The organism is Massilia consociata (genome assembly GCF_042432755.1).
GTDB classification, from domain to species: Bacteria; Pseudomonadota; Gammaproteobacteria; order Burkholderiales; family Burkholderiaceae_D; genus Telluria; species Telluria consociata.
Genome location: NZ_JBHLWP010000029.1, coordinates 34,199 through 50,944, shown reverse-complemented (window position 1 = coordinate 50,944; position 16,746 = coordinate 34,199). Strand labels below are relative to the sequence as shown.

The 16,746-nt window shown below is 67.9% G+C and carries 11 protein-coding genes; 3 read left to right on the top strand and 8 right to left on the bottom strand.

Annotated elements, in window-relative coordinates; all coding sequences use genetic code 11:
* Positions 1 to 172: 172 nt before the first annotated feature.
* Positions 173 to 1,966 (top strand): DUF885 domain-containing protein, encoded by a 1,794-nt coding sequence (locus tag ACFFJK_RS21825; RefSeq protein ID WP_379681765.1) that lies wholly within the window; start codon positions 173 to 175, stop codon positions 1,964 to 1,966.
* A 141-nt stretch (positions 1,967 to 2,107) separates the two neighbouring features.
* Here ACFFJK_RS21825 and ACFFJK_RS21820 read toward each other — a convergent pair whose 3' ends face one another.
* From ACFFJK_RS21820 to smc, 6 genes are read right to left on the bottom strand one after another with little or no spacing between them, the layout of a single operon-like run.
* The gene (locus tag ACFFJK_RS21820; RefSeq protein ID WP_379681764.1) at positions 2,108 to 2,593 is read right to left on the bottom strand and encodes a hypothetical protein; all 486 of its coding nucleotides are present in this window, start codon (positions 2,591 to 2,593) and stop codon (positions 2,108 to 2,110) included.
* The gene (gene def, locus ACFFJK_RS21815) at positions 2,593 to 3,129 is read right to left on the bottom strand and encodes a peptide deformylase (protein ID WP_379681763.1); all 537 of its coding nucleotides are present in this window, start codon (positions 3,127 to 3,129) and stop codon (positions 2,593 to 2,595) included. Before def ends, ACFFJK_RS21820 begins: the two co-directional genes overlap by 1 nt.
* Before the next feature lie 11 nt (positions 3,130 to 3,140).
* Positions 3,141 to 4,019: a UTP--glucose-1-phosphate uridylyltransferase GalU gene (gene galU / locus ACFFJK_RS21810; RefSeq protein WP_379681762.1), complete on the bottom strand. Its 879-nt coding sequence runs from the start codon at positions 4,017 to 4,019 to the stop codon at positions 3,141 to 3,143.
* 24 nt (positions 4,020 to 4,043) lie between these two features.
* Positions 4,044 to 6,383: an NAD-dependent DNA ligase LigA gene (ligA, locus tag ACFFJK_RS21805; RefSeq protein WP_379681761.1), complete on the bottom strand. Its 2,340-nt coding sequence runs from the start codon at positions 6,381 to 6,383 to the stop codon at positions 4,044 to 4,046.
* Positions 6,384 to 6,392: 9 nt separating this feature from the next.
* Positions 6,393 to 7,583 (bottom strand): cell division protein ZipA C-terminal FtsZ-binding domain-containing protein, encoded by a 1,191-nt coding sequence (locus ACFFJK_RS21800; RefSeq protein ID WP_379681760.1) that lies wholly within the window; start codon positions 7,581 to 7,583, stop codon positions 6,393 to 6,395.
* Positions 7,580 to 11,104 carry a chromosome segregation protein SMC gene (smc, locus tag ACFFJK_RS21795; RefSeq protein WP_379681759.1) on the bottom strand — a complete coding sequence of 1,175 codons (3,525 nt, stop codon included), beginning with the start codon at positions 11,102 to 11,104 and terminating at the stop codon, positions 7,580 to 7,582. The genes ACFFJK_RS21800 and smc overlap by 4 nt, the downstream gene beginning before the upstream one ends.
* Positions 11,105 to 11,301: 197 nt before the next feature.
* Here smc and ACFFJK_RS21790 point away from each other — a divergent pair, with 197 nt between their 5' ends.
* A complete protein-coding gene (locus ACFFJK_RS21790; RefSeq protein ID WP_379681758.1) occupies positions 11,302 to 12,321 on the top strand; it encodes an SDR family oxidoreductase in 1,020 nt (339 codons plus the stop codon).
* A gap of 25 nt (positions 12,322 to 12,346) precedes the next feature.
* Here ACFFJK_RS21790 and ACFFJK_RS21785 read toward each other — a convergent pair whose 3' ends face one another.
* Positions 12,347 to 13,612 carry a family 1 glycosylhydrolase gene (locus tag ACFFJK_RS21785; RefSeq protein ID WP_379681757.1) on the bottom strand — a complete coding sequence of 422 codons (1,266 nt, stop codon included), beginning with the start codon at positions 13,610 to 13,612 and terminating at the stop codon, positions 12,347 to 12,349.
* Positions 13,613 to 13,822: 210 nt separating this feature from the next.
* Positions 13,823 to 16,153 (bottom strand): DUF1631 family protein, encoded by a 2,331-nt coding sequence (locus tag ACFFJK_RS21780; protein WP_379681756.1) that lies wholly within the window; start codon positions 16,151 to 16,153, stop codon positions 13,823 to 13,825.
* Positions 16,154 to 16,429: 276 nt separating this feature from the next.
* Between ACFFJK_RS21780 and ACFFJK_RS21775 the strand changes: the two genes are divergently transcribed.
* Positions 16,430 to 16,639 carry a hypothetical protein gene (locus tag ACFFJK_RS21775; RefSeq protein ID WP_379681755.1) on the top strand — a complete coding sequence of 70 codons (210 nt, stop codon included), beginning with the start codon at positions 16,430 to 16,432 and terminating at the stop codon, positions 16,637 to 16,639.
* Positions 16,640 to 16,746 lie beyond the last annotated feature (107 nt).

Here is a 16,746-nt window from a genome sequence, read left to right as displayed (position 1 = left end):
CCCGATGCAGCGGGCATTATAGCGTGCCATTCCAGCAAACTGATGTTTCCGCCAACGATCTTTCTGAAACATTTCCGGTAGTGTCAATTCGGCACTTAGCCGCTAAGATACATATCGCCAAGCAACATTGGTCCAATGTTGCCCGACGTGCCAATTGGAGGGCGGGAAGACCATGAATAAAAAACTGGGTGCCGTCGCGACGACGGCCTGTGTACTGCTGAGCCTTGCGAGCGTGCCCGCGGGCGCTGCCCCAAAGCCCACGGCCGGCGCCACCGCCGCTGCCGCGACGAGCGCGGACACGCGTTTCAAGTCAATTTACACCAAAGAGTGGAAATGGCGCGTCACGCAGCGGCTTGCCCGTGCCGAAGGTGAGCGCGGCGTCAGCCCGGTGCTGGCGCGCGTCGATGCGCCGGCGCAGGAAGCGCGCCGCCAGTATTGGGAAGGCATCCTGAAGGAACTCGACACGATCCGGCCGGCCGAGCTGTCGCCCGCCGAACGCGTCAACTTCGCGGTGTACCGCGCCCAGATCGCGGCCCTGCTCGACGCCCAGCGCTTCCGCGAATACGAGCAGCCGGTCAATGCCGACAGCGCGTTCTGGACCGACGTCACCTTCGGCGCGCGCCGCCCCTTCACCACCGCCGACGACTACCGCAACTACCTGAAGCAGCTGGCCGCCCTGCCCGACTATTTCGAGCAGGAGACCGCGAACATGCGCGCCGGCCTGGCGCGCGGCTTCACGCCGCCGCAGGTGACCCTCAAGGGCCGCGACGTCGCGCTGGCCTCGATCGCCGACGCCAGGGCGCCGCAGGACGTCGTGTTCTACACGCCGTTCAAGGCGATGCCCGCCTCGATCCCGGCGGCCGAGCAGGAAGCCATGCGGGCCCAGGCCGTCAAGCTCATCCGCGAGCAGGTGCAGCCGGCCTACGCAAAGGTATTGGACTTCTTCCGCAACGAGTACGTGCCGAAGGCGCGCACCACGCTGGCCGCCGAGAGCATGCCGGGCGGGAAAGCCTACTACCAGTCGAAGATCGTCGAGTTCACCACCACCGACCTGACGGCCGAGCAGATCCACGCGATCGGCCTGTCCGAGATGGCCAAGATCCGCGCCGAGATGCACGAGGTGATGAAGCAGGTGGACTTCAAGGGCGACCTGCCGGCCTTCCTGCGTTTTCTCCGTACCGATCCCCAGTTCTATGCCAGGACGCCGAAAGAGCTCTTGATGCACGCTGCCTGGACCGCCAAGAAGTTCGACGCCAAGGCCGACCAGTACTTCGGCTACCTGCCGCGCCGCCGCTTCGCGATCATCCCGGTGCCGGACGACCAGGCGCCGTTCTACACGGCCGGCCGCGGCGGGCCGGGCGCCTACTGGGTCAACACCTACAACCTGCCCGCGCGCGCGCTCTACAGCCTGCCGGCGCTCACCTTGCACGAATCGGCGCCGGGCCATGCCTTCCAGCTGCCGATAGCGCAGGAACAGAAAGGCGTGCCACCCTTCCGCCGCGCCTACATCTCGGCCTTCGGCGAGGGCTGGGCGCTGTATTCGGAACGCCTGGGGGTCGAGATGGGCATCTACGAGACGCCCTACGAGCACTTCGGGATGCTGAGCTACCAGGCCTGGCGCGCCTCGCGCCTGGTGGTCGACACCGGCATCCACGCCAAGGACTGGACCCGCGAACAGGCGCAGGCCTACCTGATGGAGAATACGGCGCTGGCGCAGCACGAGGTGGAGACCGAGGTGGACCGCTATATTTCGTGGCCGGGACAGGCGCTGTCGTACTACCTGGGCCAGATGGCGATCCAGGAAGCACGGGCGCGGGCGGAAAAGGCGCTGGGGCCGAAGTTCGACATCCGCAACTTCCACGATACCGTGCTGCAGCTGGGGTCGGTGCCGCTGCCGGTGTTGCAGCAGCGGATCGACGCGTTCATTGCGGACGGGGGGAAGTCGCCGTATCCGAAGGATTCGTGAGCTGACGCTGCTCGGCCAAACCTGGGTTCCCGCCTTCGCGGGAACGACGTTGGCATGGTTTGCAGTAGCGCTACCGCTAATGATTACCAACAGGCTCGAAACCGTCGCTCCCGCGCAGGCGGGAGCCCGATCTTGCCTGTACTATTCGAACAGCTTGAACTTGAGCTGGAACGAAATACCGCCATACAAGCGATCCTTGTAGGTCGGAATGATCCCCACATTCACACCGACGCGCTTGTAGTCATAGGTCAGCGTCGGAATCGCCGCCGGAAACCAGCCGCCGTCGCGCATGTTCGGGTAGCCGTCGAAGGCTGCCACGGCCAGTCCCACGCGCACCGGTCCCACCGCATACGGCTGCCAGATCACGCCGGCATAGTTGGACCACTGCCGGTCGCTGTTGTAGAAACGCCCGGCGGTGGCGGCCATCGTGCCGCTGAAACGGTATTCAAGGCCCAAGCCCTTGTTGGCGCCGTTCAGGTCCTTGTCGCTGTCGAAGTGGGCCGTCGCGAAACCGCTGTCGAGCCAGAATTCGCTCTTCGGCGCCGAATCGATTTTCGTGAACCAGTCGCCGGCCTGCGCCATTGGCGAACAAAGCAGCAGGAAAGCAGGAATCAAGGATACGCGCATCAGTCGTCGGCCTTCGGGTCGAGATCGGGGAACATCACTTCGGTGAAGCCGAAGCGGGAAAAGTCGCGGATGCGCATCGGGTACAGGATGCCGTTCAGGTGGTCCACTTCATGCTGCACCACGCGCGCATGGAAGCCCTCGGCATCGCGCACGATGCGCTTGCCGAACTGGTCGAAGCCTTCGTAGCGCAGCCTCGTGTAGCGCGGCACGCTGCCGCGCAGGCCGGGGACCGACAGGCAGCCTTCGAAGCCTTCTTCCATCTCCTGCGCCAGCGGCGTGAGCACCGGATTGATCAAGACCGTCTCCGGCACCGGCGGGGCGTCCGGATAACGCTGGTTGCGCCCGAAGCCGAAGATCACGAGCTGCAGGTTGACGCCGATCTGCGGCGCCGCCAGGCCCGCGCCCTTGGCGGCGTGCATGGTCTCGAACATGTCCGCGACCAGCGCGTGCAGCTCGGGCGTATCGAACGCGGCGACCTGTTCGGCCACGCGCAGCAGGCGCGGGTCGCCCATGCGCAGGATCTCGCGGACGGCCATGCCTACCTCCCCTATTCCAGCAAGGCGGCAAGGCTGGCGCGGAAGCCCTCGGCGGTCTCGGGATGCTTCAGTCCGATGGCGGCGGTGGCCTGCAGGTAGCCCAGCTTGGAGCCGCAGTCGTAGCGCTGGCCGTCGTAGCGGTAGGCCAGCACGCGCTCGGCCTGCATCAGCGCGGCGATACCGTCGGTGAGCTGGATCTCGCCGCCGGCGCCCGTGCCCAGGTTCTCCAGGTAGCCGAAGATCGATCCCGAAAGCACGTAGCGGCCGACCACGGCCAGCGTGGACGGCGCCACTTCCGGCGCGGGCTTCTCGACGATGCCGGAGACCAGCTCCAGGTTCGGACGGTAGGACGAGGCGCTGACGATGCCGTACTGGCGCGTGTTCTCGCGCGGAACGTCCTGCACCGCCAGGATGCTCGAGCGTTCGTACGCGTACAGGTCGGTCATCTGCGCCAGCACCGGCTTGTGGCCGGGCGCGGTGTCCATGAAGTCGTCGGCCAGCAGCACGGCGAAGGGCTCGTCGCCCACGACCGGCCGCGCGCACAGCACCGCATGGCCCAGTCCCAGCGGCGCCGACTGGCGGATGTAGATGCAGTTGACGTTCTTCGGAATCACGCCGCGCACCACGTCGAGCAGCGCCTGCTTGCCGGCCGCCTCCAGCTCGGATTCGAGCTCGTAGGCCTTGTCGAAATGGTCTTCGATGGCGCGCTTGTTGCGGCCCGTGATGAACACCATCTCGGTGATGCCGGCGGCAACGGCCTCTTCGACGGCATACTGGATCAGCGGCTTGTCGACGATCGGCAGCATCTCCTTCGGCTGCGCCTTGGTGGCGGGCAGGAAGCGGCTGCCGAGGCCGGCCACGGGGAATACGGCCTTGCGAATCAGGGTCATGGGGTTTCCTTTCATTTTCCCAGCTTATTTTCCAAGAAGCGCCAGCAGGCCTGCTTCATCGAGGATGGCCACGCCCAGCTCCTCGGCCTTGGCGAGCTTGCTGCCCGCCTCGGCGCCGGCCACCACATACGAGGTCTTCTTCGATACCGAACCGGACACCTTGCCGCCCGCCGCCGCGATCATCGCGCCGGCGGCGTCGCGGCTCATGGTCGGCAGGGTCCCGGTCAGCACGAAGGTCTTGCCGGTCATGGGGCCCTCTGCAGCGACGGCGGCTTCCGGCAACTGGGCCAGCAGTTCGGCGCGCAGCCTCGCCAGCGCCGCCAGGCGATCGCGGTTGCCTGGCGTTGCCATCCATTCTTCCAGCGCGGCTGCCACGTTCGCCGGCAGGCCGAAGACGCCGAACACGTTCAGGTGCGCGAGCGAGTCGAGCGTCTGTCCGGCGCCCAGCAACTGGCGCGCGCGCGGCTCGGTCAGTTTCGGGATGCCGAGCGCGGCGAGCAGGTTGACTTCCTCCAGCTTCTCGCGCAGTTGCGCCCTGGGCGGATGCTCGCCCTGCGGCGCCACGCCGGCCGCGAGCAGCGCATCGATCTCGCGCTGGTTCTTCTCTTCCGCGAAGAACTCGGCAATCGCCTCGGCCACGGTGCCGCCGATGTCGGGCAACACCCGCAGCAACGCCGCAGGGGCCTGGCGGACCAGCTCGAAGCGGCCCAGCCAGTCGGCCAGGGTCTTGGCCGTCGATTCGCCCACGTGGCGGATGCCGAGCGCGAACAGCAGGCGCTCGATCGGCGGATGCTTGCTGGCGGCAATCGCCCCCAGCAGGTTCTCGGCCCACTTGGTGGCCACCTTCCCGCCCTTGACGGTTTCGGGGGTGGTGCCGTCGCGCTCGTCCGCCAGCCGCTTCATGGCGAGCAGGTCGTCGAGCGTGAGCCTGTACAGGTCGGCCACGCCATGGATCAGGTTGCACTCGACCAGGCTGTCGATGTAGCGGTCGCCCAGGCCTTCGATGTCCATCATGCGGCGGCCGGCGAAGTGGCGGATCGCTTCCTTGCGCTGGGCCCCGCAGGTCAGGCCGCCCGAGCAGCGCGCCACCGCCTCGCCCTCTTCGCGCACCACGTGCGAGCCGCACACCGGGCAGGTCTTCGGCAGTTCATAACGCATCGGCTCCGGGGACGGACGGCGCTCCAGCACCACCGAGAGCACTTCCGGGATCACGTCGCCGGCGCGGCGCACGATCACGGTGTCGCCCACGCGCACGTCCTTGCGCAGGACTTCGTCTTCGTTGTGCAGGGTGGCGTTGGTGACGGTCACGCCGCCGACAGACACCGGATGCAGGCGCGCCACGGGCGTGATGGCGCCGGTGCGGCCGACCTGGACGTCGATCGCCTGGACCGTCGTCAGCGCTTCCTCGGCCGGGAACTTGTGGGCCAGCGCGAAGCGCGGCGCGCGCGACACGAAGCCGAGCCGGGCCTGGTCGGCCACGCGGTCGACCTTGTACACCACGCCGTCGATTTCGTAGGGCAGGCTGCTGCGGCGTTCGCCGATGTCCCGGTAATAGCCGAGCAGCCCTTCACGGCCTGTCACCACCGCGCGCTCTTTCGACACCGGCAGGCCGAGACGGTCGAACCAGTCGAGCACCGCCGAGTGCGACTCCGGCAGCGCGGCGCCCGCCAGGCTGCCGATGCCGTAGGCGAAGAAGCGCAGCTTGCGCTGGGCCGTGATGCGGGCATCGAGCTGGCGCAGGCTGCCGGCGGCCGCGTTGCGCGGATTGGCGAACTCCTTCTGGCCAGCATCGCGCTGGCGCTGGTTCAGGCGCGCGAAATCGTCCTTGAACATCAACACTTCGCCGCGCACTTCCAGCACCTCCGGCACATCCTCGCCGTGCAGGCGCAGCGGAATGACCTTCACCGTGCGGATGTTGGCTGTCACGTCTTCGCCGGTATAGCCGTCGCCGCGCGTAGCGGCCTGCACGAATACGCCGTTCTCGTAGCGCAGGCTGATCGCCAGGCCGTCGAACTTCAGCTCCGCCGAGTAGGCGACCTGCCTCGCTTCCAGCCCCTCGCGCACCCGGCGGTCGAAATTCTCGACGTCGTCATCGCTGAAGCCGTTGTTCAGCGAGAGCATCGGCACCGAATGCGTGACCTGCCGGAATTCGGGGATCGGCGCGGCGCCCACGCGCGAGGTCGGCGAGTCGTTGCTCACCGCCTGCGGCCAGGCGGCTTCCAGCTCCTGCAGTTCCTTAAACAGGCGGTCGTACTCGGCGTCCGGAATGGTCGGCGCGTCCAGCACGTGGTAGTTGTAGATGTGGTGGTTCAGCTCCTTGACCAGCCACGCCATGCGCTGCTGCACATCCTGGGGGACCGTCATGCCCTCTCCTCAGACGAACAGGCGCAGCGCGCGGGTCGAGCCGGCCGGGATGTCGGAGGCTTCCATCTCCTGGTAGAACTCCTGGACCTGGCCCTTGATCTCTTCCAGCGCCGCGTCCGACAGCGGCTGCTCGAAGTCGTCGACGATGGTGGCGTCCAGGCGCAGGGTCAGCTCCTTCGCGCACTTGACCATCGCCCCAAAACCGTCGCGCGCCGGGGCCACGCACGGCACGTCCAGCAGCAGGGTCAGGCGCGAGGTGGTCTCGGCGCCCAGGGTGACGTTGGTGGAGAGCGTGAACAGCACGCCGCCAGGGTTGCCCGTGCCCTCTTCCTTGTCGGGCATCGAGAAACGGCCGTCCGGGCGCACGTCGAAGCCCTGGCTCTCCAGCGCGCCGATCAGGGTCGAGATCGCCCAGGGGGCGCCGTTGGCGGCCAGGTTAACGCCCAGCTGGGCGTCGTGGCCGGCGACGAAGCGGTGCAGGGTGCGCGCTTCGCTCATCACCTCGATCATGTCCGGCACTTCCGGCTCGGCGCCGATCTCGTCGGCGACGGCGCGCAGGCGCGTCACCAGCTCCGAGTATTCGATCTCGTTCAAGGCGGTGGTGCGGGTCGCCAGCTGTACGCCGGCCTGCAGCCTGGTGTACACGCCGCCATGGACGATCGGCTCCCAGTCGCCGTTGACGGCAACGCCGATGTAGTGGATCGGCTTGTTGCCGACGCGGCGCAGCTTCTGCAGGGCCGGCAGGATCTTGTCGCCGCGGACCGCGCCTTCGAAATTCAGCGGGATGATGCAGTCGATCAGCGGGTCGACCAGGCTCTCGGCCAGTTCGGACGGCGGCGTGTCGGGCTTCGTGCCCGGCAGGGACGCGGCCGGAGAAAGGGACGCAACGGTCGTCGGGGCGCGCGGGCCGGCCGCGGGCGCCGGGGCCGAAGCCACGGCGCCAGGCGCCTCCACGTCCAGCTTCGATTCGCCCGGCTCCACGTCGAGCGGTGCGATCGGGCTTTCCGCGCCGATGTCGAGCACGGGCTCCTGCCGCTCCACGGCCGTCTCGCCGCTGCGCATCAGGACGTCGTCGTGGTCCGATGCGAACGCGCGCTCGACGCTCTTGCGGGCCTTGTACTCCTGCCACTTGTTGTAGGTGATGACGCCGACGACGAACACGCCGCCCGCCGCGATCAGGCTCATTTGGAAATCAGTCATGCTGCTTGTGCCTCAGTAGCGAAATGTGCGGCGGACTCCATGTCCACCGCCACGATGCGCGATACGCCCTGCTCCTGCATCGTCACACCGATCAGTTGGTTGGCCATCTCCATCGCAATCTTGTTGTGCGAAATGAAGAGGAATTGGGTATGGTCCGACATGCGCTTGACCATGCGGCAGAAGCGCTCGGTATTGGCGTCGTCCAGCGGCGCGTCTACCTCGTCGAGCAGGCAGAACGGCGCAGGGTTCAGGCGGAACATCGAAAACACCAGCGCCGTCGCCGTGAGCGCCTTCTCGCCGCCCGACAGCAGGTGGATGGTCGCGTTCTTCTTGCCCGGCGGCTGGGCCATGACCTGTACGCCGGAATCGAGGATTTCGTCGCCGGTCATCACCAGTTTGGCTTGCCCACCGCCGAACAGGATCGGGAACAGCTCCGAGAAATGGGTGTTGACGCGGTCGAACGTGTCCTGCAGCAGGTCGCGCGTCTCGCGGTCGATGCGGTGGATCGCGTCTTCCAGCGTGGCGATGGCCTCCTGCAGGTCGTTGTTCTGCGAGTCCAGGTAGCGCTTGCGCTCGGTGGCCTGGGCCAGCTCGTCCACCGCGGCCAGGTTCACCGCGCCGAGCGCGCCGATGGCGTTGGTCAGGCGCGTCACCTCGGCCTGCAGGTACTGCGGCTTCAGGTCCGGGTCCAGCTTTGCGGCCAGGTCGGCCTCGTCGGCGCCGGTCGCCGCCAGCGCCTCGGCGAACTGCTCCTGGTTCAGGCGCGCGGCCTGCTCCTTGAGCTGCATCTCGGTGATGCGGTCGCGCTGCGGCTGCAGGCTGCGCTCGTTGCCCATGCGCGCCTCCTCGAGCTGGCGCAGCTGCTGGGTGATCTGGTCCAGTTCGTGGCGCGCGTCGGCCAGCGCCTGTTCCTGGGCGCTGCGGCGCTCCAGCAGCGCCTGCAGGCCTTCGTGCGCGGTGCCCGCTTCCAGCGCTTCGAGTTCCAGCCTGCCGGCGCCGAGGCTGGCCGCGACCTGGTCGGCCTGCTGGCCGGCGGTGGCGATGTTGCGGCGCAGTTCCTCGATCTTGCTGCGCTGCGAACGCTCGGCGAACTGCGCCTCCTGGGCGCCGCGCTCCAGCGCGCGCAGCTTCTCGCGCGCCTCGGCCAGGGCCCGCTCCTTGTCGAGGAAGGCGTTCTGGCCGTCTTCGTGCGCGCCCTGCAGTTCGGCCAGTTCCATGTCGAGCTGCTCGAACTCTTGCTCCGCCTCGGCGGCCAGCTGGCGCTGCTCGGCTTCCTGGGCTGCGATTTCGGACAGGTCGGCCGCGATCTGGCCGCTGCGCTGGTTGAAGCGCGCCTCGATCTCGCTCTGTTTCAGCACCTCGATCTGCAGCGCATGCACTTCGCGGGTCAGCGTCCCGACACGCTGGCGCGCATCCTGCAAGCGGCGCGTCAGCTCGCCCATGGCGGCATCGGCACGGGTGGCGCGGCTCTTCGCTTCATCGAGCAGCAGGGCCTGGGCGCGCAGTTGCTTCGCCGTATTGTCGATCTCGTGCTGGCGCGCCAGCATGCCGTCCTGTTCGGCGTCCAGCGCGTGGAAGCGCACGCTCGACTGCGTCACCAGGTGGCCCTGGCGGGTCACGAAGGCGCCGCCGTGCGGCAGGCGCGCCCGGTTGGCAAACGCCTCGGCCGCATCCTGCGCCACGTACACGAGGCGCAGCCAGTCGTTCAGCACGCCGCGCAGGCCCGGGTCGTTCAGGCGCAGCAGGCCGGCAAAGGGTGTCAGTCCAGGCGTATCCGGCGCCGCCGGCGCGGCCGGCTGCGGCGCGTACAGCGCCAGGCGCGCCGGCGGCGCATCGTTGAAGAAGGCCTTGGCCCAGTCGATGTTCGAGATTTCGAGCGCGGCCGAGCGTTCGCGCAGCACCGCCTCCAATGCGGTTTCCCAGCCTTCCTCGATGTCGAGCTTCTGCCACAGGCGCGGCAGTTTGGCCAGTTCGTGCTTCTCCAGCCAGGGCTGGACCTTGCCCTGGGTTTGCACGCGGTCCTGCATCTGGCGCAGGGCTGCAAGGCGCGCTTCCAACTGGGCGGCCGCGCCCGACTCCTGCTGGACCTGCGCGTGCGCGTCCCTGCGTTCCTGCTCGACCGCTTCCTGGCGCGCCGTCGCTTCGTCGAGCAGCATGGCCTGCTCTTCCAGCGCCAGCTGCCGTTCTTCCAGCTGCATGCGCAGGTTGTCGAGGGTGGCGCTGTCCGGCAGGTTCAGGCCGCTGCGTTCCTGCTGCAGGCGCTCGCGCCGGCTCGCCAGGTTCGCCAGGATGCCGGCGGCGTTGCGCTGGTGGGCGCTGGCCAGTTCGATGCGCTGCTGCACCTGCATGATGCGGGCGCGCGATTCGCCGGCAGCCTCCTGGGCCTGGCGCCAGGCGGCTTCCAGTTCCGGCACGTGCTCGCCGTGTGCTTCGACCGCGATCTGGGCGCCCTCGGCGCGCGCGCCCAGTTCCTCCAGCGTGAACTCGGCTTCTTCCAGCTGCTCCTGGTATTCCTGGCGCTGCGCCAGCCACCCGTCGCGCTGCGCCGCCAGGGTGCCGAGCTGGTTCTGCAGCCGGGTGCGCGACTCGACCACGAACTTGATCTGCGCCTCCAGGCTGCCGATTTCGGAATTGGTCTGGTACAGGGCGCCTTGCGCCCCGTGCAGGCGGTCGCCGATGGCGAAGTGGGACTGGCGCATGTGCTCCAGGTCCAGCTCGACGCTGCGCAGTTTCGCGGTCTGCGCCTCGAGGCTCGTCTGCGCCTCCTCCATCTCGCGGAACCAGCGTGCCTGTTCGGCCTTGGCCTCGTTCTTGCGCAGCAGCCAGAGCAGCTTCTGCTTTTCTTCCTGGTCTGCCTGCAATTGGTGGAAGCGCCGGGCCACCGCGGCCTGCGCCTCGAGCTTTTCCAGGTTGGCGTTCAGTTCGCGCAGGATGTCCTCGACCCGCAGCAGGTTCTCGCGCGTGTCCGACAGGCGGTTCTCGGTTTCGCGGCGGCGTTCCTTGTACTTGGAGACGCCGGCCGCCTCTTCCAGGAACACGCGCAGCTCTTCCGGGCGCGACTCGATGATCCGGGCGATCATGCCCTGGCCGATGATGGCGTAGGCGCGCGGCCCCAGGCCGGTGCCGAGGAAGATGTCCTGGATGTCGCGCCGGCGCACCGGCTGGCCGTTGATGTAGTAGGTGGAGGTGCCGTCGCGCGTGAGGGTGCGCTTGACCGCGATCTCGGCATACTGGCCCCACTGGCCGGATGCCTTGCCGTCGCTGTTGTCGAACACCAGCTCGACCGAGGCGCGCCCGGAGGGCTTGCGGTGGGTGGAGCCGTTGAAGATCACGTCCTGCATCGACTCGCCGCGCAGCTCGGACGCCTTGGATTCGCCCAGCACCCAGCGCACGGCGTCGATGATGTTCGACTTGCCGCAGCCGTTCGGGCCGACCACGCCGACGAGCTGGCCGGGCACCTGGAAATTGGTGGGATCGACGAAAGACTTGAATCCCGACAATTTAATGGAGGAGAGGCGCACGTTTGCTTCGGATGGCAGGGAGTCGTCAAAGGCCCAATCATATCATCTGTTGCTTGCCTATCGGCCAATATGCACCTAACAAGCTCGCCCCGCGGCGCATCCGTCCCGCACATTGCTTCCTGCAAGTAATGTGCGATGAGCCCGCCCGACCGATGCTATGCTCGCCGGGACCTGCAACCCGTCGTGAAAGGAGTGGCATGAACGGAGAGATCGTGGTGATCACCGGTGCGAGCGCCGGCGTGGGGCGCGCTGCGGCGCGCGCGTTTGCCGAGGCTGGCGCCGGCTGGGTCGTCCTGCTGGCCCGCGATGCCGACCGGCTGCAAGACACCTGTGCCGAGATCGAACGCTGCGGCGCGCGGGCGCTGGCGATTGCGCTCGACGTGGCCGACGCGGCAGCCGTCGAGGCCGCGGCCGAGCGCGTGGAGCGCGAACTCGGCCCGATCGCTGTCTGGGTCAACAATGCGATGGCAACCATCTTCGCTCCGGTCGAGGACATCTCGCCCGAGGAATTTGCCCGCGTCACCCAGGTTACCTATCTCGGCACCGTATACGGCACCATGAGCGCACTCAGGCGGATGCGCGCACGCAACGCCGGTACCATCGTGCAGGTCGGCTCTGCCCTTGCCTACCGCGCGATTCCGCTGCAGTCGGCCTACTGCGGCGCCAAGCACGCGGTGCGCGGCTTCACGGATTCCATCCGCTGCGAACTCATCCATGACAAGAGCGCCGTGCGCATCACCATGGTCCAGCTGCCGGGGGTGAACACCCCGCAGTTCGAATGGTGCCGCACCTCGCGGACCCACCATCCCCAGCCGGTCGGCACGGTCTACCAGCCCGAGGTGGCGGCCAGGGCCATCGTGTTCGCGGCCACGCACGACCGCCGCGAGGTACAGGTCGGGTTGCCGTCAGTGATGACGATCCTGGGCAGCAAGGTGGCGCCCGGCCTGCTCGACCGCATGCTGGCGCAGCGCGCCTACGAGCAGCAATTCACGGCAGAGCCGATTCCCCGGGACCGACCGGACAACCTGTTCCAACCGGTGCCTGGCGGCTTCGGTGCGCACGGATGCTTCGGGGAGCGCGCGAAGAACGCCAGCCCCCAGCTATGGACCTCGATGCACCGTGATGTCCTGGTGCCGGCCCTGGCGGTGGCCGGCGTCTCGGCCTTCGCCTGGCTGATGCGCCGGCCGCGCCGGCGCGCCCTGCCGCCGCGCCGGTGACGGCAGGGCCGCCGCACGGCCCGGCTCAGGGCCCGGCCCGATCGCCGAAGCCGCCCGGCAGGGTCAGCGGAATCTTCAGGCAGGTGCTCTGGGCCGGCAGGAAACCGCCCCATTTGTCGATCAGGGTGCGATAGGCTTCGCCCACCGGGCGGATCTTGCGGTCGAGATCGAACAGGCCGAGCGGATTGACCCGGTCGTTCTTTTCGCGCAGCGCGACGTCCCAGTCGATCTGGTCGGTCAACGAATACCAGGTGAAACCGAGCACCGGGATGCCGCTGTCGTGCAGTTCGCGTACCGACAACCACTGGCGCTGCAGCCACTCGGTGTCGGGGATGGGGCCGAGCGCCTCGTTCAGGTTGGTCTCGGTATGCAGCATCGGCAACCGGTAGCGCTCGTAGTACTGGCGGCCGATGAGGCAGTAGCCGAACACGTCGCCTGCCGCACTGGTCGTGCCGTCCGCATGCACGTGATGCTCGTTCGTCATGTAGTAGTCGGTCCCGAGGATGCAATGCTGCTTGAACGAGTGCTGCATGAAGAAATCGTATTCGTCCGCGCTCATGCCGTTGTCCATCAGGTAGCGCAGCATGTCGGCACCGACCTCGCGGCCGTAGTTCAGGTCGAGCGACAGGAAGCGGCGTGCGTTCATGAGGCAGGCGTCGGCCACGACTTCAGGCTCCCAGGCGTGATAGAACTCGGTCGATTCGCTCTGCACGAACAGCGCATCGGGCCGCACGCGCAGGATGCTCCTCATCGCCAGCACATTGGCCTTGACGATATGCTTGAGCGCCGTGACGAAGCCGCGGTCGCTGGCCAGCTGCTCGTTCCACCAGCCGTACAGCGCCGAGAATTTCGCACACACGTACATTTCGTTGATCGGCGTGTACAGCTGGATCCACGGAAAACGCTGCGCGAAGGCGTCGGCGTATTGCGCGAACAGGTCCGGGAAGTCGGGATTCTGGAAGTTCCCGATCCAGTCCGGCACGCCGAAGTGGCACAGGTCGACGATCGGCACGATGTCGAGCCGGCGCAATTCGGCGAACGTGGCGTCGGCAAATTCCCAGTCGTAGCGGCCCGGCCCGATGAAGGTGGTATGGAGCGGCGGTCCGTAGCGCAGGAAGCGGATGCCCAACTGCTTGACCAGCGCGAAGTCGGTGCGCCAATGGCGGTAGTGCCCGCATTCCTCCATCTGGTCGCGCCGCAGCTTCCCGTGGTGGATCGTCGGGATGCTCGATTCGATGCCGGTGGCGAAAATAAATTCCGGCGGCCTGATCCTGTGGTCCATTTGTGTCATTGCGCCTCCTTGCAGCCGGGCTCGCGGCGGTCGCGTGCCGGCTGCACGGACGGCGCCATTGCGGCGGCCAGGTCGGCCGCGCGCACCCGAACCTGCATTGTCCATATTGATCCGCTTCACGGGCGCACGGCAAGGCCATCCGGTCGGTCGCGGCCCGCGGATGGCGGTACCGGGCCAGAATGGGCGGCAATGGACGGCGAGCCGCCCGGCTCAGGATCGGGCGGCAGCGGGGCCCGCGTCGTTCTGCGCGCCGCGCGCGACTGCTTCGCCCAGCACGCGGCCGACCACACCCTCGGGCGCGAGCACCCTGATGCTGCCGCTGCGGAAGGCTTCGGCGAGACGCTCCGCGGGAAGCGAGAATGCTTCCTGGCGGCCGGCGCCGGAAAAGATGAACAAGGTGCGCAGTGGGCTGATCCAGGCCAGCTTGACCTTGCGTACGCCCGTGGCGCCGGTGAATTCGACGCGCATGCCGCGTTCGAGCGTCGCCAGCGACGCCGTCACCGGGTCCCGCACCGCCGCCGCCTCGGCCGCCCGCACCTGTTCCTGCTCCAGGGCAATGCGGCGCATCGCATCCTGCTGGGCCGCTTCCACGGCCAGTTCCAGCTGGCGCTCGGGCGAGAGATCGATCGGCGCGCGCACGATGGCGGCATGGCATTCGGCCAGTTCGGCAAAGAACTGCAGGCGCTCGGCATCCTGCCACCTGACCGCGTCGAGCCATTTGTTCAGTGTCGTGAGCAGCGCAGGCAGGCGCGAGATCAAGGCCTTGCGCTGCTCCTGCGTGGCCTTCGGCTTGACGCTCCAGATCAGGTCGTCCATGGCGCGGGTGGCGTTGTCCACCGCGCCCGGCTTGCTGTCCTCGATGGTATAGGCGAGCGTGAGCACCGGCGTCCAGCGCTGCTCGAGGAAGGTGCCGACCAGGGCCACCACCTGCTCGCCGGCCAGGCGGGCCGACACCGCCTGCCTGGCCGAGCGCTGGGCCGCGAATTGCCTTTCCTGGCGCGTGGCCTGCGCGATCGGGCCGGCGATGGCGGCCTGCTCGGCCATCTCGCGCTCGGCGATGCTGGCTTCGAGGTCGGCGACCGCGGCGGCGAAGGCGACCACGCAGTCATCGGGCGCGGCCTCGCTGCGCACCTTGTCCACGCCGCGCCGCATCGCGCGGTAGACCGGATCGTCCCGGCTTTCGGCCTGCTCCCAGCCCCTGCTGGCCAGCAGGTCCAGCATGCGCCGCGCCGGATGGCTCTCCTCGAAGAAAAAGCTGCGGTCGCGCAGCGCCGCCTTGAGCACCGGCACCTGCAGGAAGGCGATCAGTTCGCGCGTCTCCTGCGGCAGCGAGTCGTCGAGCAGCACGGTTTCGAAGATGCGCGACAACAGGTCGATCGTGGTCTCGTCGCCGCGCGACAGGCTGCCCTGCGGCAGGCTTTGCTTCAGGCGCGGCAGGTAGGACACCTCGTGGGCGCGGGCGCCGCCCGTTACCGGGGCTGGGGCTGGGGCCGCGGCCGCCGGCGCACCGGCCGCCAGCCTGTCGAGCATGTCGATCAGGGGCGCGGGCATCGCTGCGGCCTGCAGCGCCACGCCCTGCTCCGGCGTTGCTGGTCGGGCGCAGGCCATCACGCCGCCTGCAGCGGCTGATGCGGCGACAGATGCGGCAACAGATGCGGCAACAACGCCGGGGACGGCAGCGAAGCCGGATGCGGTACTCGGCCGCCAGCCGCCGCTGCCCTGCGGCAGGTCCGGAATCATGGGAACATCGAGGTCGGCAACGGGACTGGACTCGGCAGCGCCGAACAGCCGGCGCAACTGCTGCGACACGGCCGCGTCGCGGCGCGCCCGCGCCGCCCTGGCACTGGCGCTGTCGTCGGTCTTCGCGAAACGTTCGTCGCCGCCCGCGCGTGCCGGCTTGAGCCGGTCGTTCAGGGCCTCCAGCAGCGGGCCGAAATCGAACACGATCCCGCTGCGCAGCAGCGGCACGACCAGCGCGTGCGCCGCCTCGTCGGGCTCGAACTCGCGCCAGGCTTCCTCCAATGCGCGCAGGAAGACTTCGGGGCGGAACGGGTTGTGGCCGGCCCGTACCAGTTCGCGACCGAGCAGCACGCCGAGGCGCGCGCCCAGGCTGGCCAGCCGCTCGGCATGCTGGAGGTCGAAGGGACGGCTGATGGCGGCGAAAGCCAGCTGGTTATCCATCTCCTCGAGCGGCACCAGGCTCAACACCAGCGGCTGTGCAGGCAGCGCGGCCGGCCTGGACGCCGGCGCGAGCCGGGCCGCTTCCTTGCGCAACGCCCGTTCGATGCCGGTCGATGCCAGGTGGACGAAGGCGTAGGCGTTGTCTTTCAGGAGGTTGCCGGCACGGATGCGGTGGCCGGCCTGTTGCGGGTCCGGTCCCGCCGTGGTCATGTCGAGCAATGCTGCCGCCATGCGCCCGGCAATCTCCGGCAGCTGGTCGCCCGCCTGCCGCGACGCGATACCGACGAGCTCGTCCAGCGTCGCCTGCTGCGCGGCGGCGGCCTTGCGAACGGCTGGTGTCTGGGCAGTGCTGCTGGCCATGGGCTCGGAAAAGTGGGCGTGTTAGCGCATTTTGCCACATTATTTCTACATGGCAATAGAAAAGGCGCAGGAACCCTCCATTCGCCTGTGTTCAGGCGTGACTGCCGCACGCGAAATAATGCCTTGAGAACGTCGGGGTCTGTCCTACACTGGTTCACGCCGTGATCCGATACCGGTTCAGCAGTACGAAACGCATGATGGCTCGGCCGGAAATGTCGCGGTATCGCTCCACGGCCCGGCAACAAGGGCATTTTCCCCACAGTGAAAGGAAATATCATGGCCTCGAATCAAGGTAAATCGACCCGCGGCGGCAGCTCGCAGCAGCATGCGGAAGCCGGCCGCCAAAGCCACAAGAACGACGGCAACAAGCAGTCGGGTTCGGGCTCGGGTTCGCGCTCGGGCAGCGGCGGCGGCACCCGCGGCGGCACGCCGGAGCAGCACGCTGCGGCCGGCCGCCAGAGCCACAAGAACGACAAGAAGCGTTGACCGCGGGCGGCCCGGTCCGCCCAGGCAACGACTGTCGCAAGCCCACCGCCCGCACGGTGGGCTTTTCTTTTCCTGGCCAGGGAGATGGTGCCCGCGCATGCGGGCCT

Excerpts from the sequence above, each read along its gene's own strand:
- ligA (WP_379681761.1), bottom strand. The coding sequence starts at position 6,383 with ATGACGGTCCCCCAGGATGTGCAGCAGCGCATGGCGTGGCTGGTCAAG.
- ACFFJK_RS21775 (WP_379681755.1), top strand. The coding sequence starts at position 16,430 with ATGGCCTCGAATCAAGGTAAATCGACCCGCGGCGGCAGCTCGCAGCAG.
- def (WP_379681763.1), bottom strand. The coding sequence starts at position 3,129 with ATGGCCGTCCGCGAGATCCTGCGCATGGGCGACCCGCGCCTGCTGCGC.
- ACFFJK_RS21780 (WP_379681756.1), bottom strand. The coding sequence starts at position 16,153 with ATGGCCAGCAGCACTGCCCAGACACCAGCCGTTCGCAAGGCCGCCGCC.
- ACFFJK_RS21825 (WP_379681765.1), top strand. The coding sequence starts at position 173 with ATGAATAAAAAACTGGGTGCCGTCGCGACGACGGCCTGTGTACTGCTG.
- ACFFJK_RS21790 (WP_379681758.1), top strand. The coding sequence starts at position 11,302 with ATGAACGGAGAGATCGTGGTGATCACCGGTGCGAGCGCCGGCGTGGGG.
- ACFFJK_RS21820 (WP_379681764.1), bottom strand. The coding sequence starts at position 2,593 with ATGCGCGTATCCTTGATTCCTGCTTTCCTGCTGCTTTGTTCGCCAATG.
- ACFFJK_RS21800 (WP_379681760.1), bottom strand. The coding sequence starts at position 7,583 with ATGACTGATTTCCAAATGAGCCTGATCGCGGCGGGCGGCGTGTTCGTC.
- ACFFJK_RS21785 (WP_379681757.1), bottom strand. The coding sequence starts at position 13,612 with ATGACACAAATGGACCACAGGATCAGGCCGCCGGAATTTATTTTCGCC.
- galU (WP_379681762.1), bottom strand. The coding sequence starts at position 4,019 with ATGACCCTGATTCGCAAGGCCGTATTCCCCGTGGCCGGCCTCGGCAGC.